We start from the raw sequence: 26,670 nt of genomic DNA, 5'->3' as shown, positions 1-26,670 counted from the left end.
TCAAAGAAACCATTTTTACGTGAAAGGTGAAAGCCATCGATGAAACCGATTTTATCAAAAGCACAATTGGATTACACGAAAGCAAAGAATATGTTTGAGAATAGAGCAAAGGTTATGGAAAAGGAAATTGCAGCGAAGCGGGCTCTGCAGGAGATCACTCAGGAAGTTATGGAAGAGCTTGTCCAAGCAACTGGCTTCCATGATGCTTATAATGAACTGGTTATTGCGGAGAATGCTTTGATCGAATGGTCCCATAGCACAATCAAACATGAGAAGAGCTACCGCGAGAACCGTGCAGCGATTGATGCCATGTATGAGAATGTTAATGCAAGTCCTGAGAAGCGCCAGGAGTTAATACAGCTATCGATGAAGATTCGATAGTCCTGGATATAGTAAGTTGAAGGAAAGGCTGCTGAGTTGATCTCAGTAGCCTTTTTTTATGTAGATCATTATCCGGGAAGGTGTTAACCCTGGTGCAATGTGGGTATATACTTATTAGCTTAAATACTGACCTGCACAATCACTACTTTTAATATGCAATATTTGTTTATTAACTTAGCAAATATTGTTTAATGACGTTTGGAATACCTCTATGCTATACTGATTCCCGTAGCCACCCAACATTAACAATAGTTAGTAGAACATACATATTGTATCTTCTAGTGTATCGGGGCAGGGATACAGCAGGCGGGAAAAATTTTTTTTAACCAAAGCGCAACTTTTTTGAAACTATTGCGTTTAAGGTGTAGAGTCACTTGCACAAGGCAATTGCGGAATGCCCTGGAGGCACTGCACATTGCTAAATGGAAAAATTAGCTTTACGTGACCAGAGGCACATTGTATAATACTTAGGTAGAATTAGGAATCTAGTATTACTATGCCTTGAAGCTGTTTACAAGTTTCTGTGATACCCGTCACAGACATTATTTATACTTAATCTGCTCAACTCGGGAAAGGGGGTGCTCGACAAATGAGTGATATGAGCTACACAACTAAAGAAAAATCCCAGTTTATGAAGGTCCAAGGAGGAGAAAAAAAGGTTATGAAGAAAATTTTATCCGTAGCATTATCTACAGCAATGGCATTCTCGATGTTTGCCTCTGTAGCATTTGGTGAAACAGCAAAGGTAACTGCACAACAAGCATTTGATGCTTTAGCAGCAAAGGGTGTTGTTAATGGATTCCCTGATGGTAAAGCTCACCTTGAAAAAGATCTGACTCGCGGTGAATTCGCTAAGATCGTTACTAAATTGTTCGGTCTTACTGAAGTAACTGGCAAGTTGTCTTACAAAGATAAAGGTTACACAGCTAAAAACTGGACTGTTCCTTATGTAGAAGCTGTTACAGCTGCAGGCTTGATGCAAGGTCAAGACACTGTTAAAGGTATCTTTAACTACAATGGTAAAGTAACAGTTGAAGAAGTTGCTAAAGTATTGGCAATCGCTCTTAAGCTGGAACAACCAACTACAACTGACAACGGTGCATCTGTATGGGCTAAAGGCTATGCTCAAGCAGTTATCAACGCCGGTCTAGTTGCTAAGGACACCAACTTCAAAGCAAACGCTACTCGTTCTTTGGTAGTTGAAACAGCTTACTATGCTGATCAAATCGGTAAAGTTGCTACATTGACTGTAGCTTCTGCTGAAGCAGTAAGCCCAACCAAAGTAGTTGTAACTTTCTCTGATAAAACAACTGCAAACGTTGAATTGACAACTGCTCTGGTAGCAGGCGTTGAAACAACAATCAACTTCAAACACCTTGAAAAGGACTACACTGCAAAAGTAACTCTGCAGGCTCCTAAGGTTGTTTCTGCAACAGCTCCAAATGCTAAGCAAGTTGTGATTAAATTTAACCGTGCAGTTGATGTCGATACAGTGGCTGAATCCAGCAGAGTTATCGATGGCGTTGTGAAAGTAACTAAAGTAGGCAGCAAAGATGATGAAGTTGCTAGTGCATATGTAACATTCAATGCTGACAAAACTGAAGCTACCATTACTTTGCCAGGTATCAAGGCACTTAAAGGTAATTACACAGTTGTAGTAAGTGATGCTGTTAAAACAACTGCTGGTGAAGCTATTCCGGCTTACACTCAATTGTTGCCTGTTGCAGATGTTGTAGCTCCAACACTTGTTAGTGTTACTTCTACTGCTAAGGTTAACACTAAAGACGTTTATGTAACTTTCAGTGAGCCAGTTAAAACCACTGGTATCGTTGCTTACGTGAATGGTTCGGCCGCTGCTGCGACAGTTCAGAATGATACTTACACTGAGTTCAAACTTAGTGGTGTAACATTGGAAAGTGGCAAGACATATGATGTTTCGCTGCTTAACGTAACTGACTTCGTAGGCAATGTTGCTAATCCGAATCCGATCAAATCAACAGTTACTGTTGTTTCGGATGTTGCCGCTCCTGTTATCAAGAGCGTAACTGCTGTAAGTGATAAATTTGTTGAAGTTGAATTTGATAAGAACGTTGACCGTGCATCTTTGGTTGGTAATGTTCGTCTGTTGAATTCTGTTGGTGAAAGCCAAGGTACGTTTACTGTTGTTACCGCTGATAACGGTAAAACATTTACACTTCAAACACCTCTGACTAGTTTCCCTTCAAGTGGTACTTTCACTGGATCAGTTGTTTTCGGAGCAACTGTTAAAGACACTTTGGGTAATACTTTAGGGACTGCTTCAAGTCAAGCTATTACTTTCACAAAGGATACTGTAGCTCCTACAGTTACTGGAATCACTTATACAACATCCGGTTCTGTTAAGGGTCTGCAGTTGAAATTCTCTGAAAATGTTGTTTTTGGAGCTGGCTCTGCTACTCTTATTAACAACAAAACTGGTCAATCTACTACGTTTGCTAGCACTGTATCCGGTAGCGGTAAAACATTTGTACTGACTGGTGTTAGTGTAGCTCCGGGTGAATATACAGTTCGTCTGCCAGAAGGATTGTTTAGAGATAAATCATTCTCTGCTAACAAACTTGCTGCAACTGTACTGACTGTAACTATTGGTTCAGAAGCTACTGATGGAGAGGCTCCTGTACTGTTCGCTCAGGGTATTAAATTTAATGATAGTACAAAGGCTGTAACTGAAACAGTTTACGGTGATGCTACTATTACTGTCGATCTGTACGATGCAAGTGGCCTTAGTGTCCCAAGTGTAATTGATGCTAATAGCTATACTTTGGATGACAAAGCTCTGCCTAGCGGCTCTTTCGTAACTATTAGAAACCTTGATAAAAATGGTAACGAAGTTGTAGGAAGTGCAGAAAAACCAGTTTATGCTCGTGCAATCGTTCATATTCCAAGTTCTTCTATCACCGAAACAAAAAATGACTACAAATTTGTTGTTAACGGTGTAACTGATTCTGCTGGAAATGCCATTGTAGCAGCAAGTGCTAAAGGAACATTGACTAGCAGAATTAGTCCGCTTCTGACTTCAGCAGTGATTTCTAGTGGTAACTCTTATGAGCTTATCCTTGGATTCTCTAAAGAAGTAACAGACTTGGATAAACAAGATCTGGAATTCTACATCAATAATGACATTTCTGCTTCTAATGTTCTTAATCAAGACTTCTATAAAGTTACAAAGATCGTTAATGGATCGGATAAAGGTAAATGGTCTGTTACCTTCTCCAAGAAAGCTGTTGATTCTAATGCAAACCTTAACGATGAGTTGGATCTGAATGCAAATAATGTAAACAGAATTATTGTTAAGATTGCAAAGAATGCTCAAGTACACGATAAAGATGGTAACCTCATCACTGATGGTACTGAAATTTCCGCTAAGTAATCTCCGATTACTGCAATTAAGAATAGCCTCTTCGGAGGCTATTCTTTTTTTTAGCCATTTATCCCGAAATGAGGAGGAATCACCTTTGAAGACAGCTTGGAAAGTTACGATGTCAGCAGTGTTGTTAGCAGGTGGACTGTGGGCAGGCTCCATGCTTAACTTAACGGCTGAAGGCGCCGGTGTCGGTTCACAGCCAGGAACGGCAGAGGACCCGGTAGTTACCAAGAGCTATGTGGACCAGCAGATTCAGAAGGCTTTGCAGGGTGGGACCCTAAGTCCGCCTACTCAAGCTCCGGCCGCTACAGCAACTAATGCACCGGCTGCAACCACAGCTCCTACCAAAGCGCCAGCTTCCGGTTCGGGTGATACAGGCAATACGGGCAATGCCAGTGAAATTGTTGATGTGAAGCCAGGCCAGACTCTTATTGCTGGAGCAGGTGCAGAATTCATTGTTCGTGCCGGCAAAGCGGTTATTTATTCCCAAGATGCTAATGGGGTAGCTGATTTGACGGATGGTGTCGATTTGGCGAATGGTGTAGCTGCACCTACGAATCATCTGTTATCTTTCCCACGGGATGGTCGTGGAATCGCTGTACAGGACGGTCAAACAATGAAAATCGTTGTTATGGTCCGTGGTGCATATACTCTCAAATAAAACTACAATCTGATTTAAGTACTCTTCAATCGACATTTTTCTTTCTATATAAAGAATGCCCTACATTGGACCTCCATATACCCCGGAACTCATTCCCACAGCTGACAAACATTGCGCTGACTCAGGCCGTTCGAATTCGTACACAATACCACCTGTAATCTTAAAAAAATTCGCAGGAGGTGCTGTAACATGGCACGTACAAATCGCACAGTGGTACCAGAGAGTCGGGCAATGCTGAAACAAATGCAATATGAAATTGCTTCTGAATTCGGATTATATGGAGCTTCGTACGGCGGGGGAATGGATACGGAGTTTGCTTCTGAGCTGGGGACAATTGGCGGAGCAGGCGCATCTGGAGGAACTCCATATCTGGGTCATTTAAGCTCTAGAGATAATGGATCTGTTGGCGGGGAAATCACAAAGAGGTTGATCAAACAGGCCGAGCAGTCTCTTTTCGCATAACTGGCTTCAATTGACAGCACCCGGTAAATAAGATAATATGACTTTTGAGGAAGGCCGTAGACCTTTTCCATTCGGAAAAGGTTCATTTTTTGAATAAAACAGGCATTGGCCATTATTATTCTACTACTTATATTTGGCCTGTTATCTACTAGGGAGCCCCCTTGAATACAGTGTCAGATCAACAATATGGGAGGTTGTTGTATATGTCGATCAAAGGGCGTCATCTGTTTACTTCTGAGTCCGTAACGGAGGGACACCCCGATAAAATCTGTGATCAGATATCCGACGCGGTACTAGATGCATTTCTTGCTAACGATCCTAATGCCCGTGTAGCTTGTGAGGTAGCTGTAGCAACAGGTCTTGTGCTTGTCATCGGGGAAATTAGCACTAAATCTGAATATGTGGATATTCCGGCAATCGTACGTAATACTATTAAGGAAATTGGCTATACCCGCGCGAAGTTTGGCTTTGATTATAATACTTGTGCTGTCCTTAGCTCCTTGAACGAGCAATCGGCAGACATTGCCCAGGGTGTAAACGCTGCTCTTGAGAATCGGGACCCTGCGTCATTAGATGAAGAGACTGCTAACATTGGTGCCGGTGACCAAGGTCTGATGTTCGGGTTCGCTACGAACGAGACGCCTGAGCTTATGCCGCTTCCGATTGCCCTGTCTCACCGGATTGCCAGGCGTCTGGCGGAAGTCCGTAAAGATGGAACTTTGAAATATCTGCGTCCGGATGGCAAAACCCAGGTTACGATTGAGTACCAGGGCGACAAGCCGGTGCGTGTGGATACTATCGTAGTATCTACTCAGCATGCAGAAGAAATTACCCTTGAGCAAATTCAGGCAGACATCAAAGAGCATGTCATTCTTCCGGTTGTTCCAGCTGAACTATTGGATGAAGCCACTAAATACTTCATCAATCCTACTGGCCGCTTTGTTATTGGTGGTCCTCAAGGAGATGCCGGTCTGACTGGACGCAAGATTATTGTGGATACATATGGCGGTTATGCCCGTCATGGCGGCGGAGCCTTCTCCGGTAAAGATCCGACCAAAGTAGACCGTTCTGCTGCCTATGCTGCTCGTTATGTAGCGAAGAATCTGGTCGCTGCCGGTCTTGCCGACAAGTGCGAGATTCAATTGGCGTATGCTATCGGTGTTGCTACCCCTGTATCGATCAATGTGGATACATATGGAACGGGTAAGATCAGTGAGGAGAAGCTGGTTCAGCTGATCAGCGATAACTTTGATCTTCGTCCGGCGGGAATCATCTCGATGCTGGATCTGCGTAAGCCTATCTATAGACAGACAGCAGCTTATGGACATTTTGGCCGTACAGATGTGGACCTTCCTTGGGAACGCCTGGATAAGGCGGATTTGTTAAAAGCCCAGGCGGGCGTTTAACAAGAAATAGTTGGCGCAACGAGCTAATATAATGCAAGCAAAGTATGCCCATATCGCAGTCCTCATGAAGAGGCTGCTGTGTGGGCTTTTTTTTGTGAAAAGAGTAAAACCGATGTGCCCTCAACCGTCATCTTCTAAACTTTGGAAGCCCTTTAGCCGAAATATAACAGTATACAAATACAAGAAGTGCTGGAAGGGCTGAAAGGAGTTTTTAAGAATGAAAAAGAAATTAAGAATAGGGACGGCAATTATCATTGCAGGCAATCTGCTGCTTGGTCTGGGCAGTCCGGCTATCGGTATACATACATCTGCGGTATACGCCGCTTCGGAATTTGGAATCAGCATTTCTCCTGCGAATGGCGCTGTCTTTGTAAATGTCGGGGCTTCGCTGGGGCTTAGCTTTGACCGTCAGGTGATCCCGCAAGCCGGGAAAATCACCATTACAGATGTAAATGCCGAAACGGTATTTACCGAAATTGCAATCGGGAGTGCAGGACTGATCGGAAACTCAGCAAGCTATGAGATCAAGCTAGGCTCAAGCCTTAAATTCGCTCCCTACAAAACATATAGCGTAAGTGTGCCTAAGGGGCTGTTCAAGGATAGTGCAGGCAATGAATCAGCAGCAACAAGCTGGAAGTTCACGACAGCTCCGGAGGTGAATCCGGCGATTATAGCAAGCAGCATGTCTCCTGCCATCAATTCCAGAGTAGAGGCAGGTAGCTTAACGGAGCTGAGTATACGCTTATCCGGAGTGCTTACAGCCGGGGGAGGCAGTGTCAGGCTGCTCTCGTCAGCGGATAACGCGGTTATACAGGAGTTTGCGATCAGGGATGGAGAAGCTGGGGTAGCCTTCCAGAGTGCAGATTCTTCCACAACGGTTACCCTGACGCTGGCTAATAAGCTTCCGTCCGGCGGGAATTATTATGTGCTTATCGATGGGTATGCATTCAAGGATGCTAATAATACAACCTATCAGGGGATAGCCAGCGGCAGCGGCTGGAGCTTTTCCACGATCGGCACGGGGACTATCTCTGCATCTACGGCTCCGGCCAACGCCTCTTTTGGCGCATCGGTTAGTGGAGCCCTTAAGCTGTACTTCGACCGCCCGATGAGTCCGGCTTCTGGAGTGATCTCAGTCTCTCCAGGTGCAGAAGGGGACCCTAGAACAAGATGGCTGAATGTCAATTCAACGAATGTTACCGGTGGGGGAAGTTCGGCAATTACACTGTTGCCAGCCTCCACAGCTTCACCGCTACTCAGCGGGACTTTATATACCGTTACTATACCGCAGGGGGCTTTTTATGATCAGGATGGTCATATCTTTCCGGCTTCAGGCCCGTACTCCTGGACGTTCACGACAGCATCACTGACAAGTCTGTCTGTAGCCGCGTTATCACCAGCGGACCGCAGTGAGTCAGTAGATATCTCCAAAACGATTGTGATTAATTTCAACCGGGAGGTTGTCAATAATAGCACCGTCACGAACGGGGTTGTACTATACAAAAGTAATGGTTCTAAAGTGACAGCGACAGTCCAGCAGGGCTCCTCTGCCAAAGAATTTATTATTAAGCCGTCCGCAGCACTTGAATCCGATACGATCTATTATATCGACATCGCCAAAGGAGCGTTCACGGACGCCGCTGACCCCAGCGTGCAGTATGAGGGATTAAGCGGGACCAAGTCATGGAGCTTCCGCACTGTGGCCATAGATAAGACTCCCCCGGCGCTGACAAGCGCAGTGCTGGAGAACAACCGGACGATCCGCCTGAGGTATAATGAGACGCTTAATGCTTCAGTGGCTCTGCTGGCTTCCAGCTTCGGGGTAACCGTCAATGAGGAGACCCGGAATATTGAAAGTGCCTATATTCAAGGAGACAGTGTATTTGTAGTGATTAGCACAGGCATAGCTGTAGGCCAGAATGTAAAAATCAGCTATACCGGCGGTGTGCGGACGATTCAGGATACGAGCGGTAATGCTGCGCCTACCTTTTCTGGACAGCAGATCACCAATACTATAGAATCGGCGCTCCCTACGCCCAAAGAAGGAAGAATTACCGGCAGAACGGTGACACTGACCTTCAATGATACGCTCAAAACGGTCTCCCCATATGCATATGAACAGTTTGTGGTAACGACTGACGGGTATTCGCTTGGGGTGAATTCTATCAGTACCAGCGGCAACACCCTATATTTAAATGTAGGTTCTGAGGTAGGCAATTCGGAGTCGGTGCGGGTATCGTACTACGCCGGCTCGTATCCGCTGGTCAGCTCTCTGGGGCAAAATATTGCAAACTTCGCTGAGTTTAACATCCGTAATAGTAAGGATAATGTGCCGCCGGTGTTCCAGAATGCGACAGGAGCGGGCAATAAGATACTTTTGAATTATAACGAAGGTCTGTCTACGATTAATTTACCGATGAATAGCCAGTTCTCAGTACTGGTTGGCGGCAAACCAAACTATGTTACCAATGTATCGGTGAGTGGTACACAGGCTACATTGACCCTTCAAAATGCATTGCCGCTAAGCGGAACGGTGACGGTATCCTATGTTCCAGGTACTCTTGGACTTAGTGATCTGAATGGAAATCGTGCAGCCTATGTTGATCTTCAGCCAGTGTCTGTAACTTCAGCCACGGTAGTATCCGAGATCAGCATAGCTACAGTGAAAGGCACTGAACTTAATGTTACCTTTACCAAGAGCATGCAGTCATCTTCGAAATTGTATGCCAATCAGTTTGGGATTAAGGCGGATGGAAGCAGCATTGATGTTCAGGATTTCAGTCTGTCCGGCACTCTTTTAAAATTAAATCTCTCGCAAGCAGTAACGGCCGGGCAAAAGGTGGAGCTCTCTTATCTCTCCGGTGCGGGGATGATTACCGACACGAATGGTAACTCGCTTCCGTCCTTCAATTCATTGTCTGTTCAGAATCTGACCACTGGTGTAACCGGCAATGGAAGCCGCCCTTCTTATCTGGGAACTCTGCCTGCCAGTGAGTTTGGCAAGGAGTACGCGTTACTGAAGAGTGATTCTGCTCTTGCGGTTACAGATCTTTCGGTCTACAAACAGATGGTTAAAAGATATGATCTGAATGCAGAGCGTATGGCTGCCAGTTATCAATATCTGAAGCTTGCAGGTGCAGATGAGTTGGTATTCGAGGTTCCTTCTACAGAGAAGTCAGCGTATGTTACCGTTCCGTTAAAAGCTCTATCGGATGTAGCCGCAAGCAATAAAAATGCAAAACTGATCATCCGGTATGGAGATCATATGTATGGTGTAAAACTAAGCGATATTGATGTAAATTCGCTAATTGCTAGTTTGGGGACAGATATCAGTAAGGTCTCACTTGTTCTGCGTATGGAGAGTGTTCCAGGCGGAACGTTCTATTCGTTCGAACAAAAAATCGGAAGCCAGGCTATGCGTAACGTTACCGGTCTTATGGATTTACGTCTAACGGGTTCTATTAAAGATAACTATTCTAACGCCAAGGAGTTAAATGTAGCGGGACAATACACTGTCCGCAATGCTGCTGTACTGAACTCTGCACAAACGATGGCTGCCGGAGTAGATTCGACATACAATGATGCTATTTATTTGCCGGCCCAAATTGCTACAGTGGGCAGTAATAGCGTTGTTAGTGCACGCACGAATGGTAACCAGGTGGTGGGGGTGTTCATTTCCTTGCGTACCTTTGGAGATATGACCTCCCATTGGAGTAAGACTGCTGTAGCAGAGATGGCCGCCAAAAATATCATCGATAGCAGCTATGGAACTGCGTTTAAGCCTGATCAGCCGATCACCCGCTCCGAGTTCGCAGTGATGCTCAGCCGGGGGCTAGGCCTACAGGCAGTACGCGGTGGAGCTTCTCAATTCAAGGATGTACGTCCCTTTACACAAACGAGTGACTTCATAGAAGCCGCCGCCAAAGCCGGCATCATCAACGGCAATACGGATGGGACCTTTCGTTCGGAGGATAAGATTACCCGTGAGCAAATGGCGATTATGATGGTAAGGGCTCTGGAGTATACGGGGCAACCGGTAACACTGAGTGCATCGGTTATGGATACGCTCAGCCCGTTCAAGGACCGGTCGAAAATTCTAAGTCAGAGTATTGAATTTGTAGCCAAGGCAGTTAAGGCGGGAATTATTCAAGGTGTCAGCACCACGCAATTCCAGCCTCAAGGCAATGCTACCCGAGGGCAGGCGGCGGTCATGCTGCAGCGGATGCTGAAGACAGCAGGCTATTTGTAAGAGTAAGGGAATTGTATAGTTAAGCAGAGCATCCGGTCTATGGCCGGGTGCTTTTTTGGCATGCCATGACCGCCCCAGTGTGACTCCACCCAGCCGGTAAAACCTGCTAGTTCTCTCCAATTTTCGCAACTTTTCGAGCTGAATTCAGTCTATTAAAGGTATAGTCTATTACTATGAACTGATATTCAGGTCTTGATAGCGAGGTAGAAGAGTACAAATAGATGGGAGAGTTACACTGAAATGAATGAGCTTGACATGGGGAAAAAGAGTACAGAGCAAACACGGGGAAATCAATGGTCGCCTGCTAAAAAATGGATTGCTGCATCCCTGGCGGGTGTAATCTGGATCATGCCGGTTGTCGGGAGTGAGGGTGCCGGATGGCTGGGCGCAGGCCCTGCGCCGGTAGCACAAGCAGCAGCGTCCTTCTCGGCGACAAAACTGAGTGAAGAGGTTGTTACTTCCGGTGCGATGATGATGAAATATAAATTTACCACGGTGCGTTCTGGTAAGAGTGCGACAGGATTGGCCAGCGTCATTCGTGTCGATCTGAATAATCCTTATGTCTCTCTAGATGTAATGACTGGCAAAGGCGGGAATCTGACGACACGGCAGAGCACCGGGGGAATGGCGGCGGAGACAGGAGCGGTCGCGGCGGTGAACGGGGATTACTTCAATACCGGCGGAGAAGGTGCACCGATTGGCGGTCAGGTATCCGGCGGAGTGCTGGTGTCTACTCCTTCACAGCTGAACGGAATGTATGCTTTTGCAGTAACCAAGGACCGTAAACCTATCATTGATGAATATACGTTTGAGGGGATGCTGACCGCAGAGGATGGTTCCCAGTTCCCGCTGTCCGGCGTCAACAAAGGGGCCTACAATCCCGAAGGTGGCAGCTCCACTTACAGTCATGCTAATGCTGCTTATATCTATACAGATGCTTGGACAGCGCTGGAGCGGCCTAAGGGCAGCTCTACTACACCAACGGAGGTGCTGGTAGAGAATGATACGATTACCCAGATCTCGCTGGATTCAGCTCTGCCGGTGACCGTACCCAAAGGGGCCTATATTCTACGGACGCACGGGCTGGCCGCGCAGTTTGTTAAGGCTCATCTGGTAGTAGGACAGAAGCTGAACAGTACCTATGTGCTCCGCTCCAAAACCACCCAGCAGCAGCTTGATCCTTCCACGCTGCAGATGATGATTGGGGGGCATACCATTCTGGTCAATAACGGCAAAGCGTCGTCGTTCTCCCGTTCTACAAGTAGCATTGGCGGATACCGGGCGCGTACAGCGCTGGGTTATTCCCAGGATGGCAGGTATGTATATGTCATTGCAGCCGAGAAGAACAGCAATAGTGCGGGTCTGTCACTGACAGAGCTGCAATCCTTCATGACGAATATCGGGGTGTGGAAAGGGATTAATCTGGACGGAGGGGGCTCTACAACGATGGTAGACCGCCCGCTGGCTGAAACCTCGACTACACTTACCTTCAATACCGAATACGGCAAGGAGCAGCGCACAATCGTTAACGGCGTAGGGGTATATACTTCTGCTCCGCAAGGTGAAGTGAAAGGGATCAAGATCAGCGGAAGTTCGGTGCTGTTAATCGGACAAAAGGCCACATACTCCCTGAAGGGCTATGATACGTATTACAATCCGGTGGATGTAGCGGCAGCTAACCCGGCCTGGACCGCCAGCGGCGGCAGTGTGACTGTGAATGCGGGCGAAGCCACGGCAGTCAAGCCAGGAACCGTGAAGCTGAAGGCTACCAGCGGAACAGCGAGTGCCGAGACCGAGGTCACCGTTCTGGGCGGAGAAGACTTGTCCAGCCTGATTGCCGGTACAGCAACTGCACCGCTGCAAGCCGGGGCCACTGTATCGGTTCCGGTTAGCGCAGTATCGAAGAACGGAGCAACGATAGCTGTTCCGGCAACCGCACTGAAGTGGGAGTTTATCGGCTTCAAGGGAAGTGTGGGGGACGGCAAGCTTAAGGTGGAGGCGGTCGATCCTGGCGTAACTACCGGATATGCGATTGCCCGCTATGACGGCTTCAGCACGGCGGTTGTTTTGTCTACTGCAGCTGCTACGGCGTGGGAGGATTTCGAGAATGCCAACTATCCGTTCACGTTCACTACCAATGCGGCAGGCGTCACTGGAACAGCAGCAGTAGTTGCGGGCAGCGCAGAGCGTGCAGGCTCGAAGGTCTTATCGCTTAGCTATGATATGAGTGCAGGCACCGGCAAAATGTACGCATACGCCCAGTTCAACGGTACAACAGGCAAGGATATTCCGGCGGCGGCAACCTCAATGTCAGTCGATGTGATGGGGGACATGAGCCTGAACTGGATGCGTGCCGAGCTGACGGATGCCAGCGGAAAGACGGCCTATATTGATCTGGCGAAAGTCATCGACTGGAACGGCTGGAAGACGCTTAATATCGATCTGTCCGGCTCAGGGATTAAATTCCCAGCTTCCCTTAAGAGACTTTACGTGGTAAATGTAGAAGAAGGCCAGGATGAGCGGGCCAAGACAGGGACAGTGGCCTTTGATAATATTTCCTTTGTGATGCCATCGCTTTCCAGTGAGGCGGGACTGCCCAAAGGGACGGCGGCGATGAGCATTGGGGGCAAGGCGATGACGGTTAACGGCACCAAGCGGCCGATTGATGTCGCACCGATCGTGAAGGACGGCAGTACGTATGTGCCGATAAAATATGTTCTGGACGCGTTCGGCGGCAATGCAGTCTGGGATGCGAAGACCAAGAAGATAATGGTCCTTCGCGGCGCCAAGGCGCTGGATCTGACCGTGAACAAGAAGGAATTCGTGCTGAACGGGAAGCGGCAGAGTGCTGAAGTATCACCTATGATCCTGAATTCCAGGACTTTAGTACCGCTCAGACTCGTGACAGAACAGCTTGGACTCACTGTAAAATGGGAACAGAACACTAAGACCGTAACTATCGAATCGTGATATGTTAGTATAAAGGAAAGCCTTTAATACGATTCGATAGAAATGGGGCAAGCATCCGTGGAATTTCAAGCCGATGCGATAGATCGGGTGATTAAAAACACCATCGACGTGATGGAGAGCAGCAAGTATCAGATATTCGAAATATTGCAGGTGGCACGGGATGAGCTTGCTGCACTCAACAAAGAACTGCAGCGGGTCATGGAAGAAACGGATGAAACATTGCAAAAGGTAGACAAGCTGGAGCAGCAGTACCACCGCTCCCGAATCCGGCTGACAGAGGTCAGCCGGGATTTTGTCCGCTACACGGAGAAGGACATACGGATTGCCTATGAGAAGGCGACAGAGCTGCAGCTTGAGCTGATGATGACCAGGGAGAGGGAGGCTTATCTGCGGAACAGACGCGATGAACTGCAAATGCGGGTTCGCAGTGTCGAAAATTCTGTAGAACGTGCCGAATCGATTGGTTCGCAAATGAGCGTTGTCCTGGAATATCTGTCTGGAGAACTAGGTCAAGTGACGCGAATTGTCGAATCTGCGAAGAACCGTCAGATGATCGGACTCAAAATAATCCTGGCTCAAGAAGAGGAACGGAAAAGAATTGCCCGGGAAATTCATGACGGTCCTGCTCAAATGCTGGCGAATCTAGTCCTAAGGACGGAAATTGTAGAAAGAATGCTGGTAAAGCAGGAATTTGGGCTGGTACAAGCCGAAGTAATAGACTTAAAGGGGCAGGTAAGATACAGCCTGGAAGAAATGCGCAAGGTTATTTTCAACCTGCGTCCGATGGCGCTTGATGATTTGGGGCTGATTCCGACTCTGCGGAAGTACGTGCATGATTATGAGGAGAAGACGAAGATCCGCACCTCTTTTGAAACCAGGGGGAAGGAGCACCGTTTGTCCTCAGCGATGGAAGCGGCGGTATACCGGCTGGTGCAGGAGGGTCTGTCCAATGCGGCGAAGCACGCTTATCCGAGTTACGTACTGGTGGAGATTACTTATCAGGCTCAATTGATCAAGATTGTCGTGAAAGACAATGGCTTAGGCTTCAATGTAAAAAAAATCAGTGAACAAGCCAACCGGGAAAGCTTCGGTCTGGTGGGTATGCGCGAACGCGTGGAATTGCTGGAGGGAAGAATGGAAATACAGTCAGCCGAGAACCAGGGCACAACAATCGTAATTCACATTCCGACGAATGTGGAAAAGGGAAAGGAGTAATGTGATGGAGAACCAAAACTCTGGCAAAGCGCCCATTAAAGTTCTTTTGGCCGATGATCATCAATTGTTTCGTGAAGGGCTCAAGCGTATTTTGAATATGGAGGATGACATCGAGGTCATTGGCGAATGCGGTGACGGCATCCAGGTGCTTGAATTCTGCAACGGCAACAAGCCGGATATCGTGCTGATGGATATCAATATGCCCATCGAGAACGGCGTGGAGGCTACGCAAAAGCTCCGTGAAATGTTCCCGGATGTCAAAGTGATTATCCTCTCGATTCATGACGATGAAAGCTATGTATTTGAGACGCTGCGCAAGGGGGCGAACGGATACCTGTTGAAGGATATGGAAGCTGAGTCGCTGATTAATGCGATCCGCTCTGTATGCGAGGGGCATGCTTTTATCCATCCGAAGGTGACCGGCAAGCTGATTAATCAGCTGCGGCGCATGACGTATCTTAACGAGACTGGCGCTATGGCCGAGACGGCCGTGAAGGAAGCCGGTGTCAAATTCGTCGCAGGCGACAACAATCCGCTGACCCGCCGTGAGGCAGAGGTGCTGCGCTTGATGGCAGAGGGCAAGAGTAACAAGATGATCGGGGAGTATCTGTTTATCAGTGAGAAGACGGTCAAAAACCATGTCAGCAGTATTCTGCAAAAGATGGAAGTGGACGACCGCACGCAGGCTGTAATTAATTCTATCAAATATGGCTGGGTAACTTTATAGCTTCCTCTCATAAACTTTTAACTGAGCGTTTTGGAGAATCCTAATGATCCTATAAAACGGTACATAACTTGTATGCAGCCGCGAGCTGCAGCCATAGTATTGTTTCAGTCCGCACTCTATTCGAATTTTGCAAAATGCTGATTTAATTATGTACCCAAGTTGAACTGGCGGGAAATGTTCCCGCGCTAGTGGGCTGTCACCGTCCTTTTATCACCGGCATATAGTGTGGGTATAAGAGGGAGGTGCATCTTCATGATCGCCCAGTTAATCTGGATTATCTCTATTTATGCATCCGCAGCAGCCCTTGTTCAACTCCTGCATCATCGGGAAGAGACCCGGGCAGCAGCACGGACTGGTAAGCGGCTTCACTATATTCTGATTACCCGTAATCATGAGGCCGTGGTGGAGTGGTATCTCAGGGCCTTTGCAGTTCATGCTTGCTGGATCGGCAGGCCCCTGCAGGTTACCTTGGTGGATGACGGTTCAGAGGACAGGACTATGGCGGTAGCCTCACGGATGGCTTATCACAACTCAGCTATTGAATTTGCGCCTGCGGTACCGTTCTTCGGTCTTGCGGACAGGGTAGAACTCCAGCAGGGGGTTACAGTGGACCTGCGGGTTCAGGAGCCGCTGCTGCCGCTGCGGATGATGCGGCTGCCGGGAAGCAGGAGATCCCCATCCAAGCACGGCGAATGACAGCTAAATATGTAAGTTACGGGTGAAGCACACTCTCCAGGAATGGGGCGGTGTGCTTTTTTGTGTGTTCAAAAAGATAAGGGGGCGATGGGATTGAAGGTGGCCGTGTATGTAGTGGCGCAGGGCAGAGAATGGCAGGCCCGGATTTCGCTTAATCTGGCGGTGGACGAATTATGGTGGGCGGGTGAGGCGGAGGGGCTGGTGGTGCTCTCCCGGTCACTGCCGCTGGGCTGGGCGGTGAAGCTGGCAGCGGCCTGCCGGTTCACGGACCAGATGCAGCACTGGGATGAGACAGCCTGGAGGAAATACGCCTCAGCCCACTTGAAGACGGAGATCCGGGCGGAGCAAGCGGATGGAGGGGAGCGGGGAGCGGGTTGGCCCTTTGAGGAGGCTGCGGTGTATAGGCTGCCGGAAGACAGGGGATGGAGCGGGTGTGGGGAATTGGAGGGTGTATGGGAGAATGCACAGACAGGTGGGCAGGGGAAGGAGTGGATGGATGAACGGGGGAGTAGGAGGGAGAATTGGCGAGCGAATGAACGGGTGAGCTTACGGAGGAGTGAGATGGAGATGCTTGTAGCGGGAGCTGACCGGCTGGTTGCGGCGCTGGACGGGCGTTCTCTGCTTCAGGGTGAAGCAGAGGCACTGGTGTCCGAGCAGCTCCCGGAGCTGGCCGAGAACTGGCGGGCTGCGGCGCAGCTCGCCTATCTCCAGGGACGGCTGTGCCTTACGGCCGCCGTCCTGGGCCCTGCGGGCGCCGCGCGGCTGGGCCTGCGCCGCCGCGAAGCACTGCGCTGCCTGCGCTGCGGCAGCGTGCCCACGGGCCGCACGGCCTGCGCCGCGTGCGGCCTTGCCGGCTGCGCCTATTGCGAGGCCTGCCTCGCACTGGGGCGCAGCCGGGCTTGCGCGCTGCTGCTGCGCAGCGCACCGCTGCCGGCCGTGCGTTGCACGGCCGGCGTGTCCCCCACCGTTGCGGCACGCCGGTGGGGGCTTAGCGCAGCGCAGGCGGCAGCCGCCGCCGCTGCGCTGGGGTTCCTGGCGGAGCCGCGCAGGCGCTCCGCCGACCCGGGCCCAGAGCGGTTCCTGCTCTGGGCGGTGACGGGCGCGGGAAAGACGGAGATCACTTTCCCGCTCTTGGAAGCGGCGCTCGCGGCCGGAGGGCGGGCGCTGATCGCCACCCCGCGGCGCGACGTCGTGCTGGAGCTTGCGCCGCGCCTGGCGAAGGCATTCCCGGCGGATGTCCCCGCCGTGCTGTACGGAGGCAGCGAGGACCGCTTGCGCCGCAGCCGGATCACCCTGGCGACCACGCACCAGCTGCTGCGATTCAACCAGGCCTTCGATCTGGTCATCATCGATGAGATCGATGCGTTTCCCTATCACAACGATTCTATGCTGGACTATGCCGCAAGGCAGGTCTGCAAGCCCGGCGGACGATTCATCCTGCTCTCCGCCACGCCGCCTGTGGGGCTACAGCGTCTTGCCCGCTCCGGCAGATTGCCGCATGCAAGGGTCCCGGTCCGCTTTCATGGCCATCCCTTACCGGTCCCGCACCATATCCGGATTCCGCCGCTCTACCGCTGTCTGAGGCAGGGGAAGCTTCCGGGGAGACTGCTGTCAGCTTTGCAGCGGTCCCTTGACCGTAAGGCGCAGATTTTCCTCTTTGTCTCCCGAATCGCCCATATTGAGGGGCTGCTGCAGCTGCTGCGGCGGATATTTCCCGAAGTGTCTATAGAGGGAACCTCCTCTCAAGATCCGGGCAGAGCAGAGAAGGTGCTTAAGTTCCGGGATTGCACTATTTCCCTGCTGGTAACGACAACGATTCTGGAGCGTGGGGTCACAGTACCGCATAGTGATGTGTTTATTCTGGATGCGGACAGCGGACTTTTTGATGAGGCAGCCTTGGTGCAGATGGCGGGCCGGGCGGGACGCTCCAAGGATGATCCGGCAGGCAATGTCATCTTCGCTTCAGCAGAGTGGAGCCGCTCGCAGCGCGCCGCCATATCACAGATCCGCAGTATGAATGCCATTGCCCGCAGACAGGGATATATCCAGTCTTAACAGTCTCCTAATTTTGAATTCTAGACACTCTGTACTTTTAAACTCCATACACCTCATTTCGAAGGAGGGTTAAGAATGCGTTCCCTGACGTCTTGGATGAAGCAAGCCCGCTCCCTAATTGCGCCTTCGCAGCCGGAATGTCTGTTTTGCGGCCGCAGAGGCCGTCCTTCTCCTGAATGGCCCGGAATCTGCGTACACTGCCAGAGCGGCATTCCATGGATTCGCGTTCCCCGGTGCCAGATCTGCGGGCGTCATGTGGGTTGCCCCGATTGCAGCCGCAGCCATGGGCCCTTACCGATCCGGTGCAACCGGAGTGCAGTAGCTTACACCAGTGAAATGCGGGAAGTATTAGGTCAGTATAAATACCGTGGGAATGAGCGGCTCGCCCCCCTGCTCGGTCTGATGCTGGACAGGGCATACGCGCTGCTGCAACAAGAACAAAGTAATCAACAATTAAATGGAGCGCAACAAGGTGATTTTTTCAACAAACCATTCCCGGTATTCCAATCAAAGCTTCGTGTGCGTGTGGGTTCTAACCTATGGCAAGCCGACCTGCTAGTCCCTGTACCTGTGAGCGCTGTCCGTCTGTCCGAGCGGGGCTTCAATCAGGCAGAGCGGCTGGCTGAAGTAGTATCCCTGCGAAGAGGAGTCCCTCAGCTTCCGCTGCTGGTCCGCACGCATCACACGGCCAAGCAGAGCTTCAAAAGCAGAAGCGAGCGTCTGGCCGATATGAAGCATGCTTTTGCCGGAAATACAGATTCGGCGGTTCTGCAAAGTCTGAATGAACACCTGCATTCCCGTGCGTCGCATCAGCTTGAACAGCGCCCCCTGCGAATCATTATTGTCGATGATATCTACACTACGGGGAGTACGATTCGTGCCTGCGCCGAAGCGCTTCAGCAGCTCTGCCGCAGTCAGAATTGCTCTGCTGAGATCTACTCTCTGACCTGGGCGCGTTCCTAGCAGCTGCCGCCGCTCCGGAATTCAATAAAACCGCTTCCCTGACCGATACTAAACATAGACGGATCTTCGGCGATCATGTAATCTTAGTAGCATAAGCGATTCATGAGTTGTGCAGAATGATAGAAGGGAGCCGCGGTAGAAATGAATGTAGACAATTGTCCGAGATGCGGCCGGTTATATGTCAAGAACCTGATGAGCCTGTGCCAGCCCTGCATCAAGGAGTTAGAGCATGAGTATGAAATCTGTGTAGATTATTTACGCAAAAATAGAGGCACCAACATACAGGAACTGTCCGATGCCACCGATATTTCCATTAAGGAAATCACGCGTTTTATCCGGGAGGGCCGGATTTCCATAGCCAATGCGCCCAATATGATGTACCCTTGCGAGGTATGCGGAACCCTGATCCGTGAAGGGCATATGTGCGATAGCTGCCGCAGCCGTCTGACCAAAGACCTGGCCAATGCGGCCAAGGATAGTGCAGACTCAAAGGCTCCCAAGAAGGCTCCAGATGGTGCTTACCGCGCGGTGGACAAGTTCCGCAACTAAACAATTCTGCAAAAAAACGCTTGCAGCTATAAAGAATGTTTCAACAGGGGCCGATAAACTTAGTAAAGATTATCGGCTTTTTTATTACAGAAGGAAGGTGAAGTTATGAAAATTAACGATGCCGGACGAATTAATGCGATTAATCCATACCAACGAAGTACGGAATCGCAAAGGCAGGAACAGATGAAGAAGAGTACACGCAAGGATGAGGTATCGATTTCGGATGAGGCCATTAAGCTGCTCCAGGCACAGAAGAGCGGCAAGATTGACACTGAACGTGCGAATAAGATCGAGAGCCTGAAACAGCAAGTATCCGCAGGTACCTACCAGGTTGACGCAGCCAAGCTCGCTGAGACACTCGCCCCCTACTTTAAGCAATCCTCCGAGAATTAGGTGAACACACCCATGGCACTTACAACATTATTAGAATTGCTTGAGCGGCTGGACGAGGCGCATGTGCAGATGCTGGATCTGGCCGCAGTCAAGAAACAGACCATTATGGACAACAAGGTAGAGGGTCTCATTGACATCCTGAACCGCGAGTCCAAGCTGATGAAGGTGATTGGACAGCTGGAAGAACGGCGTGCAGAAGCGGCATTCGAGTTTTTGCAGGGGGTTGGAATCCGTTCCAATCTGAATCTGAATCTTACCGAGCTGTCCCGCCTTGTATTCGATCCCGATGACAAATCGCGCCTGCTGCATATTCAGCAGAAGCTTTCCGGCACATTGCAGCAATTAAAAAAGGCCAATGAGCTGAACCAGAAGCTGATTGAGCAGTCGCTTACCTTTATAGATTATTCCCTGGATTTGCTTGTCGGAAGACCAAATCAGGAAATGACATACCATCATCCGTCCGACAAGGGCAGCAGTGTGACTCGGCCGGGGCTTTTTGATGCCCGTGGATAACCCGCTTATCCGCTCAGCCCCGTTCACCGCAGCAATCACAAGGGAGGAACAAGTAGCATGACATCCACATTCCACTCCATCGAGACCGCAAGACGAAGCCTGTTTACCCAGACGGCTGCGCTCAATACCACCGGCCACAACATTGCCAACGCCAATACGGAAGGGTACACCCGCCAGCGGGTGAATATGACAGCTTCAATCCCTATTGAAGCCTATGGACTTAATAAGTCTACAGTTCCTGGACAGTTGGGTACAGGGGTTGAGTTTGGCTCTATTGACCGGATTCGTGAGACTTTTCTGGATACCCAATACCGGGGCGAGAATTCAGCCTTGGGGAGCTGGACGATCCAATCAGATACACTGGATAAGCTGGAGTCGATCTTTAAAGAACCATCAGATACAGGTATAAGTACAGTGCTCGATAACTTCTGGAAATCCTGGTCGGATCTCAGTAAGAACCCGGAAGACAGCACTTCCCGTAAGATTGTGGTTCAGACTGCTCAGGCTATGACCGATGCACTTAATTATATGAGTAGACAGCTTAGTAACCTTGATACGGATTTGGCCTCCAATGTGGCAGTCAAGGGTACTGAGATACAGGGATATTTAACTTCCATTGCCGACTTGAACTCATCTATTTTCAAAATTGAGAGCATGGGCGACAAAGCAAACGACCTGCGGGATCAACGTGACCTGTTGACGGACAAGCTCTCCAAGATTGCCAATGTCAGTGTGGTAGATACCGAATACGGCTATAACATTTCGCTTGGCAGCCAACAGCTTGTACAAGGACCCGTTGTCTCTGCGACTGTGGACAGTGCATTCCTTAACACTGCTTTTGCTTCGGGCGATCTCAAGACTGGCGAAGTACATGGTATGATCTCTTCCAGTCAGAAGTATGTTGCGGATTATAAGAAGCAGCTTGATAATATTGCGAATACTATTGCTAACGGTGATATGGAGATTACTCTCCCCAAAGGATCTATCCTTCCTGAAGGTACGGTATTAACTACCGATGTTATAATTCCCCAAGCAGGTGGGACTACGACCACAATCGCAGCCGGTACACCTTTCCCTAAAGGTATTACTTTAAGCGCTGATGTGAAGACAACTGTGAAAGGGCTGAACGGTCTTCATCAGCTCGGATATACCATGGATGGCACACTCAATCCTGGGAAACCGCTGTTCACAATCTCTGGTGACGGAAATGTATTTACAGCAGGTAACATTAGCTTTAATTCTGTTATTGCTGCCGATACTAATCTTTTAGCTACCTCGCTTCGAACTACTGGAACGGGCACCTCTGAAGCAGTTGTCAAAGGGAACAATACGCTTGCCCTGCTTCTAGCCACCCAACAATCTGGCTCGTTCACATCGCCTACTACCGGAATTAAGGCAACTGCAAATTCCTTTTATAAATCGATGGTTGGACAACTGGGAGTTCAATCCCAAGAAGCGACCCGCCAGACAGAGAACTCCAATTATCTTGTAGAACAGGTAAATGCGCGCCGTCAGTCAGTCAGCGGTGTCTCGCTGGATGAAGAAATGTCGAACATGCTGGTATTCCAGCATGCTTATAGCGCTGCTGCGCGTTTTATGACGACTTATGATGAAATGCTCGATAAATTAATTAACTCTACCGGCACCGTAGGCAGATAAGAAAGGGGGATTTAAGCGATGTTACGTGTAACCTCTAATATGATGAATTCACAGCTTCTGCTTAACCTTAACCGCAACGCCCGTACGATGAACGATACACAACTGCAGTTAGCAACTGGACGTAAAATTAACAAGCCTTCCGATGATCCGGTAGGTATTACTTATTCTCTTCGATACCGCGCGGACTTGTCAGCTAATGAGCAATATCAGGAGAATGTAGATGACGCTACATCTTGGCTGGAATTTAATGATACTGTATTGACTCAGACGGGAGATGTGATCCAACGACTTCGTGAACTCTCTGTAAAAGGAGCTAGTGGATCTAATCCTCAAGAGGCTCTTGATAGTATTAATGCAGAGGTGAAACAGCTTAAGGAACAGCTTATTGATATTTCCAATAGCCAGTTCAAGGGGAAATACATCTTTAATGGACAGCAATATGATGTTCAACCCTATAAGTTTGCTACAGGAGCAGATGGAACTCCTGACACATCTGGTGCAGCTTCTATTGTTACAGATAAAGGACTATTGAATTATTCTGTAGGTGACAGTGTTCAGCTTCCAATTAACATTACAGGTAGTGATGTATTTGGCGGAAATGAAGAAGATAATATATTCGCAGTCATCGATAAAATTACAACTGCATTGGCTGATGGAGATACGTCGGAGGTATCTACTCAACTAGGTAATCTTGATAGTAGAATCAATAAGATATTAACAGTCCAGGCTGAAGTAGGAGCCAAAGCTAACCGGATAGAATTAATGAAGAACAGACTAAGTGATATGGAAGTGAATTTAACAGACCTGCAGTCCAAGACTGAAGATGGTGATTATGCCGAGTTGTTAATGAATTCCAAGATCCAGGAGAACATTTACAATGCTTCTCTGTCTGTAGGTTCCAAAATTATTCAGGCTACCCTGGTTGACTTCATAAGATAGGGGGAAGCTTCTAGATGATACCCGCAGTTCAAATACGGCAAACCAATGCATTAATTGGAATGGAAACCACTTCCGGGAGCCTATCAATAGTCCAGCCTAAAGCGGATCTGCAAATAAATACAACTCCTGGGCAATTAGAAATTCGTCAGTCTCCTGCTGAAATGACGATTGATCAGACTCAGGCCAGAGCCGCATATACAGGTGGAACGTACCGCGAGATGAATCAGCGTATCTATTCAGGTATTGAGCAGCTATGGCTTCAAGGCATTGCCAAACGAATGGAGCAAGGGGAACGCGTGGCTAATTTTCATAAACCGGGAAATAGTATAGCAGAGGTTTACGGTGAAGATTGGCAGCCGGTGTCCTATCCGGAGATTCGTGGACCTGCATCGGTTGATAACGTGCATATAAATGTCGAGTTAGTTCCTCCTGAAATTGAATATCGTAAATCTGAGGTGAGTATTCAAGCAGAGGCTCATGATCCTCAAATTAACTTTACACCATCTAAGTTAGATATTTATCTAAGACAGAGACCATCCATAAGCTTTGTACCGCCGGAGATAGATATTCAAATGTAAATATTGTTACAAGCTATAGATTCGGTTGATATAACCAAATATCTATGGCTTTTTTATTAGACTATTTATGAATAAGGAGTGTTCGTAGAATGATTATAGAAACATTGACTTGGGGAAACCTGGATATTACAGAAGAACAAATATATCATTTTCCTAAAGGTGTTCCGGGTTTTGAAGAAGATATTGATTTTGCATTGATTACGGTAGAAGACGGACCGTTCAGCTATTTACAATCTCTTCAAAATACTAGTGTATCGTTTTTATTGAGTGACCCTTTTATTTTCTATCCGACCTATGAATTTGAGCTTCCACAAGCGGATAAGGAAGAATTAGAGATTATAGAGGATGTAAATATTCGTTGTATGGTTACAATCAAAGAAGAGTTGGAACACTCAACTGTTAATTTACTTGCCCCTATAGTACTAAATCCGATTACACGTTCAGGGAAGCAGGTTGTACTTCACAACTCGAACTATCAAACAAGACATAGTTTATGGAATGCTCCCCATGATCATTTTGAAAAGGGTGGTGAATAATATGCTCGTTCTTACCCGCAAAAAAGGCGAGTCGATTATTATACAAGATAATATTGAGATTACTATTCTGAGTGTTGAAGGAGATATTGTGAAGGTAGGCATTAACGCTCCGAAGCATGTCGATATCTTCCGGGAAGAAGTGTATCTATCAATAAAAGAAGCCAATAAGGAATCTGCTTCGCCAACCCCAGGCAATCTTAATGCTCTAATGGAGCGGTTACGCACACAAAAATAAATTTGCGATTTCATGTAAATAGCTATAAACAAATTACCGGACAAGTCGATATATATATTAGACGCTGAATCCGGAGGGGCGGCCGACCTTAACGGCAGCGTTTACCACATGGATGTGGAACAACTCAATTTCAGGGAGGAAATACAAAATGATTATCAACCACAATATCGCGGCTTTGAACACGCACCGTCAACTGGCAGCTAACACTGCTAACACTAACAAAAATATTGAGAAGCTGTCTTCCGGTCTTCGAATTAACCGTGCAGGTGACGATGCAGCTGGTCTGGCAATTTCCGAAAAAATGCGCGGCCAAATCCGCGGTTTGGATCAGGCTTCCCGTAATGCTCAAGATGGTATCTCTTTGATTCAAACCGCTGAAGGCGCTTTGAATGAAACACATTCCATCCTGCAACGTATGCGTGAACTTTCTGTACAAGCAGGTAACGATACTAATACAGGTTCCGACCGTAATGAAATTCAGAAGGAAATGGGTCAGTTGAATTCTGAAATTGACAGAATTTCCAGTACTACTGAGTTCAATACTCAGACGCTGTTGAATGGATCGTTGGGTGCATCTGGAACTTCAAGTGCTCCTGGAAATGTAGAAATCACTTCATTGTCTGGTCTTAAAAAGGGTGCATACACGGTTACTGTTGGAGTCGAGGCTACTAAAGCAGCTACAGCTGCAGGTACTCCTGCTTATGCAGCTGATGCTGCTGTAGACACTGCCTTTGGAGCAACAACTAAAGACATTTCCATTAATGGTGTCAAGATTGATACTACAGGAGTAGACACTAAGGCTAAATTACTGACAGCTTTGAACAAAGATAAAGCTACAACAGGATTTGAAGCATCCTTTGATGGTGCTGACAAACTTGTCTTTACAGCAACTGAGTTTGGTTCAGGAAAAACTCTTACGGTTGGCGGTGCTGACACAGCTCTTATCGGTGCGGGTGCATTAACAGACGGCGTAGATGCTACTGCAACTATTGCTGACTCAGAAGGTGTAACTACTGCAGTGACAGGAACTGGACAAAATGTTATTTTTGGATCTTCAGAACTTGTGGTTAAAGGCGCGGCAGCCTCAACTTCTACTATTAATGTAGTTACAACAGGTGCAAGTATTCACATTGGTGCTAACAAAGATCAAACAATGTTAATCGACATTAGCCAAATGGATACTAAAACTTTGGGCAACAAAGATGACAAAATCAAAGATGTCAATGTACTGACTACTTCAGGTGCAGAGAAAGCAATCAAAACATTGGACGATGCAATCAAACAAGTTTCCGGCGAACGTTCCAAGTTGGGTGCGTTCCAGAACCGTCTGGAACACACTATCAACAACTTGGGAACTACTTCCGAGAACTTGACTGCTGCTGAATCCCGTGTACGTGATGTTGATATGGCTAAAGAAATGATGAGCCAGACTAAGAACAACATTCTTGCACAAGCCGCTCAGGCTATGTTGGCTCAGGCTAACCAACAGCCACAAGGCGTTCTTCAATTGCTTCGTTAATCCTTTCTTAGCAAGATTAGAGATCCCTATTTTAGGGGTCTCTTTTTTCATGGATTAATTACGAATCTTTCTGCATTCCCTTAATCTTCCGCAAGAACTAACCGATATATATAGTAAATTGTTATTATCGGAGGTTCTATTATGAACGTACAGTTTTCATTTACAGCTAGTGGAGGTAAGGCTTCAACTTATATACCCGGTTCCACTGCTCCAGTTAAGGATGTAATTCCAGATAATGCTGGGAGTCTTACCCCAACTGCTCCGTTAATACATACAACTCAACTTAATACGCTAGAGAAACAGGGTACAGCGGTATCGGTAGGAGAAGAGCAATTGATCCGTACTATTGAGAAGGCGGTTAAGGCCCTTCAAGGTCCTTCAACCACATTGGAAGTCAGCATACACGAAAAGACGCACGCTATTATGGTAAAGGTGCTTAATAAAGATACAGGAGAGCTTATTCGTGAAGTTCCCCCCGAGAAGACATTGGATCTGGTAGCGAAGATGATGGAATTGGCCGGAATCATCATTGATGAGAAAGTATAGAAAGGACGGGATGAA

General features: G+C 48.1%; 23 protein-coding genes. 22 read left to right on the top strand and 1 reads right to left on the bottom strand.

Annotation, left to right across the window (positions count from 1 at the left end):
* Positions 1-39: 39 nt before the first annotated feature.
* The 11 genes from NST43_RS28560 (at position 40) to NST43_RS28510 (ending at position 18,225) form a co-directional block, all read left to right on the top strand.
* A complete protein-coding gene (locus tag NST43_RS28560) occupies positions 40-381 on the top strand; it encodes a hypothetical protein (protein WP_339220749.1) in 342 nt (113 codons plus the stop codon).
* Between the two features lie 589 nt (positions 382-970).
* The gene (locus NST43_RS28555) at positions 971-3,790 is read left to right on the top strand and encodes an Ig-like domain-containing protein (RefSeq protein ID WP_339220748.1); all 2,820 of its coding nucleotides are present in this window, start codon (positions 971-973) and stop codon (positions 3,788-3,790) included.
* An 85-nt stretch (positions 3,791-3,875) separates the two neighbouring features.
* Positions 3,876-4,445 carry a hypothetical protein gene (locus NST43_RS28550; RefSeq protein ID WP_339220747.1) on the top strand — a complete coding sequence of 190 codons (570 nt, stop codon included), beginning with the start codon at positions 3,876-3,878 and terminating at the stop codon, positions 4,443-4,445.
* A gap of 189 nt (positions 4,446-4,634) precedes the next feature.
* Positions 4,635-4,907, top strand: a complete 273-nt coding sequence (locus tag NST43_RS28545) for a small, acid-soluble spore protein, alpha/beta type (RefSeq protein WP_209988919.1) — start codon at positions 4,635-4,637, stop codon at positions 4,905-4,907.
* Positions 4,908-5,110: 203 nt separating this feature from the next.
* Entirely contained in the window at positions 5,111-6,313 is a 1,203-nt protein-coding gene (gene metK, locus NST43_RS28540) for a methionine adenosyltransferase (RefSeq protein WP_209988916.1), read from the top strand.
* A gap of 217 nt (positions 6,314-6,530) precedes the next feature.
* Positions 6,531-10,562, top strand: a complete 4,032-nt coding sequence (locus NST43_RS28535; protein ID WP_339220744.1) for an Ig-like domain-containing protein — start codon at positions 6,531-6,533, stop codon at positions 10,560-10,562.
* A gap of 255 nt (positions 10,563-10,817) precedes the next feature.
* Positions 10,818-13,532 carry a stalk domain-containing protein gene (locus NST43_RS28530; RefSeq protein ID WP_339225550.1) on the top strand — a complete coding sequence of 905 codons (2,715 nt, stop codon included), beginning with the start codon at positions 10,818-10,820 and terminating at the stop codon, positions 13,530-13,532.
* Positions 13,533-13,589: 57 nt separating this feature from the next.
* Positions 13,590-14,747 (top strand): sensor histidine kinase, encoded by a 1,158-nt coding sequence (locus NST43_RS28525; RefSeq protein WP_036699270.1) that lies wholly within the window; start codon positions 13,590-13,592, stop codon positions 14,745-14,747.
* Between the two features lie 4 nt (positions 14,748-14,751).
* The gene (locus tag NST43_RS28520; protein ID WP_036699238.1) at positions 14,752-15,474 is read left to right on the top strand and encodes a response regulator transcription factor; all 723 of its coding nucleotides are present in this window, start codon (positions 14,752-14,754) and stop codon (positions 15,472-15,474) included.
* 252 nt (positions 15,475-15,726) lie between these two features.
* Entirely contained in the window at positions 15,727-16,170 is a 444-nt protein-coding gene (locus NST43_RS28515) for a hypothetical protein (RefSeq protein ID WP_339220742.1), read from the top strand.
* 87 nt (positions 16,171-16,257) lie between these two features.
* The gene (locus tag NST43_RS28510; protein WP_339220740.1) at positions 16,258-18,225 is read left to right on the top strand and encodes a helicase-related protein; all 1,968 of its coding nucleotides are present in this window, start codon (positions 16,258-16,260) and stop codon (positions 18,223-18,225) included.
* 37 nt (positions 18,226-18,262) lie between these two features.
* On the opposite strand, the gene NST43_RS28505 is transcribed toward NST43_RS28510, so the two are convergent.
* On the bottom strand, positions 18,263-18,442 hold the full coding sequence (locus NST43_RS28505) for a hypothetical protein (protein WP_339220738.1): 180 nt from the start codon (positions 18,440-18,442) through the stop codon (positions 18,263-18,265).
* A 119-nt stretch (positions 18,443-18,561) separates the two neighbouring features.
* On the opposite strand from NST43_RS28505, the gene NST43_RS28500 reads away from it, so the two are divergent.
* The 11 genes from NST43_RS28500 (at position 18,562) to NST43_RS28450 (ending at position 26,655) form a co-directional block, all read left to right on the top strand.
* Positions 18,562-19,188 (top strand): ComF family protein, encoded by a 627-nt coding sequence (locus NST43_RS28500; RefSeq protein ID WP_339220736.1) that lies wholly within the window; start codon positions 18,562-18,564, stop codon positions 19,186-19,188.
* Positions 19,189-19,329: 141 nt separating this feature from the next.
* Positions 19,330-19,737, top strand: a complete 408-nt coding sequence (locus NST43_RS28495) for a TIGR03826 family flagellar region protein (RefSeq protein WP_339220735.1) — start codon at positions 19,330-19,332, stop codon at positions 19,735-19,737.
* A gap of 105 nt (positions 19,738-19,842) precedes the next feature.
* Positions 19,843-20,130: a flagellar biosynthesis anti-sigma factor FlgM gene (gene flgM / locus NST43_RS28490; RefSeq protein ID WP_209988899.1), complete on the top strand. Its 288-nt coding sequence runs from the start codon at positions 19,843-19,845 to the stop codon at positions 20,128-20,130.
* Positions 20,131-20,142: 12 nt separating this feature from the next.
* Entirely contained in the window at positions 20,143-20,643 is a 501-nt protein-coding gene (locus tag NST43_RS28485; protein ID WP_339220733.1) for a flagellar protein FlgN, read from the top strand.
* Positions 20,644-20,700: 57 nt separating this feature from the next.
* On the top strand, positions 20,701-22,302 hold the full coding sequence (gene flgK, locus NST43_RS28480; RefSeq protein WP_339220731.1) for a flagellar hook-associated protein FlgK: 1,602 nt from the start codon (positions 20,701-20,703) through the stop codon (positions 22,300-22,302).
* A gap of 18 nt (positions 22,303-22,320) precedes the next feature.
* Positions 22,321-23,241 carry a flagellar hook-associated protein FlgL gene (flgL, locus tag NST43_RS28475; RefSeq protein WP_339220729.1) on the top strand — a complete coding sequence of 307 codons (921 nt, stop codon included), beginning with the start codon at positions 22,321-22,323 and terminating at the stop codon, positions 23,239-23,241.
* Positions 23,242-23,255: 14 nt separating this feature from the next.
* Complete coding sequence (locus NST43_RS28470) at positions 23,256-23,819, top strand: DUF6470 family protein (protein WP_339220727.1); 564 nt, start codon at positions 23,256-23,258, stop codon at positions 23,817-23,819.
* Positions 23,820-23,908: 89 nt separating this feature from the next.
* Positions 23,909-24,355: a flagellar assembly protein FliW gene (locus tag NST43_RS28465; protein WP_339220726.1), complete on the top strand. Its 447-nt coding sequence runs from the start codon at positions 23,909-23,911 to the stop codon at positions 24,353-24,355.
* Between the two features lies 1 nt (position 24,356).
* Entirely contained in the window at positions 24,357-24,590 is a 234-nt protein-coding gene (gene csrA / locus NST43_RS28460) for a carbon storage regulator CsrA (RefSeq protein ID WP_042240230.1), read from the top strand.
* A 148-nt stretch (positions 24,591-24,738) separates the two neighbouring features.
* Positions 24,739-26,109: a flagellin gene (locus NST43_RS28455; protein ID WP_339220723.1), complete on the top strand. Its 1,371-nt coding sequence runs from the start codon at positions 24,739-24,741 to the stop codon at positions 26,107-26,109.
* Positions 26,110-26,250: 141 nt separating this feature from the next.
* The gene (locus NST43_RS28450) at positions 26,251-26,655 is read left to right on the top strand and encodes a flagellar protein FlaG (protein WP_339220721.1); all 405 of its coding nucleotides are present in this window, start codon (positions 26,251-26,253) and stop codon (positions 26,653-26,655) included.
* Positions 26,656-26,670 lie beyond the last annotated feature (15 nt).

The sequence above is a fragment of the Paenibacillus sp. FSL H8-0332 genome (assembly GCF_037963835.1).
Taxonomy (GTDB): Bacteria; Bacillota; Bacilli; order Paenibacillales; family Paenibacillaceae; genus Paenibacillus_AQ; species Paenibacillus_AQ rhizoplanae.
The sequence above is the reverse complement of the archived record's forward strand: the minus strand, read 5'-3'. Positions and strand labels throughout refer to the sequence as shown.

What these genes read in the sequence shown, in the direction of transcription:
- NST43_RS28560 (WP_339220749.1), top strand. Translation starts at nt 40, where the DNA reads ATGAAACCGATTTTATCAAAAGCACAATTGGATTACACGAAAGCAAAG.
- NST43_RS28555 (WP_339220748.1), top strand. Translation starts at nt 971, where the DNA reads ATGAGTGATATGAGCTACACAACTAAAGAAAAATCCCAGTTTATGAAG.
- NST43_RS28545 (WP_209988919.1), top strand. Translation starts at nt 4,635, where the DNA reads ATGGCACGTACAAATCGCACAGTGGTACCAGAGAGTCGGGCAATGCTG.
- metK (WP_209988916.1), top strand. Translation starts at nt 5,111, where the DNA reads ATGTCGATCAAAGGGCGTCATCTGTTTACTTCTGAGTCCGTAACGGAG.
- NST43_RS28535 (WP_339220744.1), top strand. Translation starts at nt 6,531, where the DNA reads ATGAAAAAGAAATTAAGAATAGGGACGGCAATTATCATTGCAGGCAAT.
- NST43_RS28530 (WP_339225550.1), top strand. Translation starts at nt 10,818, where the DNA reads ATGGGGAAAAAGAGTACAGAGCAAACACGGGGAAATCAATGGTCGCCT.
- NST43_RS28520 (WP_036699238.1), top strand. Translation starts at nt 14,752, where the DNA reads ATGGAGAACCAAAACTCTGGCAAAGCGCCCATTAAAGTTCTTTTGGCC.
- NST43_RS28515 (WP_339220742.1), top strand. Translation starts at nt 15,727, where the DNA reads ATGATCGCCCAGTTAATCTGGATTATCTCTATTTATGCATCCGCAGCA.
- NST43_RS28510 (WP_339220740.1), top strand. Translation starts at nt 16,258, where the DNA reads ATGGGATTGAAGGTGGCCGTGTATGTAGTGGCGCAGGGCAGAGAATGG.
- NST43_RS28505 (WP_339220738.1), bottom strand. Translation starts at nt 18,442, where the DNA reads ATGGAATGCCGCTCTGGCAGTGTACGCAGATTCCGGGCCATTCAGGAG.
- NST43_RS28500 (WP_339220736.1), top strand. Translation starts at nt 18,562, where the DNA reads ATGCGGGAAGTATTAGGTCAGTATAAATACCGTGGGAATGAGCGGCTC.
- NST43_RS28495 (WP_339220735.1), top strand. Translation starts at nt 19,330, where the DNA reads ATGAATGTAGACAATTGTCCGAGATGCGGCCGGTTATATGTCAAGAAC.
- flgM (WP_209988899.1), top strand. Translation starts at nt 19,843, where the DNA reads ATGAAAATTAACGATGCCGGACGAATTAATGCGATTAATCCATACCAA.
- NST43_RS28485 (WP_339220733.1), top strand. Translation starts at nt 20,143, where the DNA reads ATGGCACTTACAACATTATTAGAATTGCTTGAGCGGCTGGACGAGGCG.
- flgK (WP_339220731.1), top strand. Translation starts at nt 20,701, where the DNA reads ATGACATCCACATTCCACTCCATCGAGACCGCAAGACGAAGCCTGTTT.
- flgL (WP_339220729.1), top strand. Translation starts at nt 22,321, where the DNA reads ATGTTACGTGTAACCTCTAATATGATGAATTCACAGCTTCTGCTTAAC.
- NST43_RS28470 (WP_339220727.1), top strand. Translation starts at nt 23,256, where the DNA reads ATGATACCCGCAGTTCAAATACGGCAAACCAATGCATTAATTGGAATG.
- NST43_RS28465 (WP_339220726.1), top strand. Translation starts at nt 23,909, where the DNA reads ATGATTATAGAAACATTGACTTGGGGAAACCTGGATATTACAGAAGAA.
- csrA (WP_042240230.1), top strand. Translation starts at nt 24,357, where the DNA reads ATGCTCGTTCTTACCCGCAAAAAAGGCGAGTCGATTATTATACAAGAT.
- NST43_RS28455 (WP_339220723.1), top strand. Translation starts at nt 24,739, where the DNA reads ATGATTATCAACCACAATATCGCGGCTTTGAACACGCACCGTCAACTG.
- NST43_RS28450 (WP_339220721.1), top strand. Translation starts at nt 26,251, where the DNA reads ATGAACGTACAGTTTTCATTTACAGCTAGTGGAGGTAAGGCTTCAACT.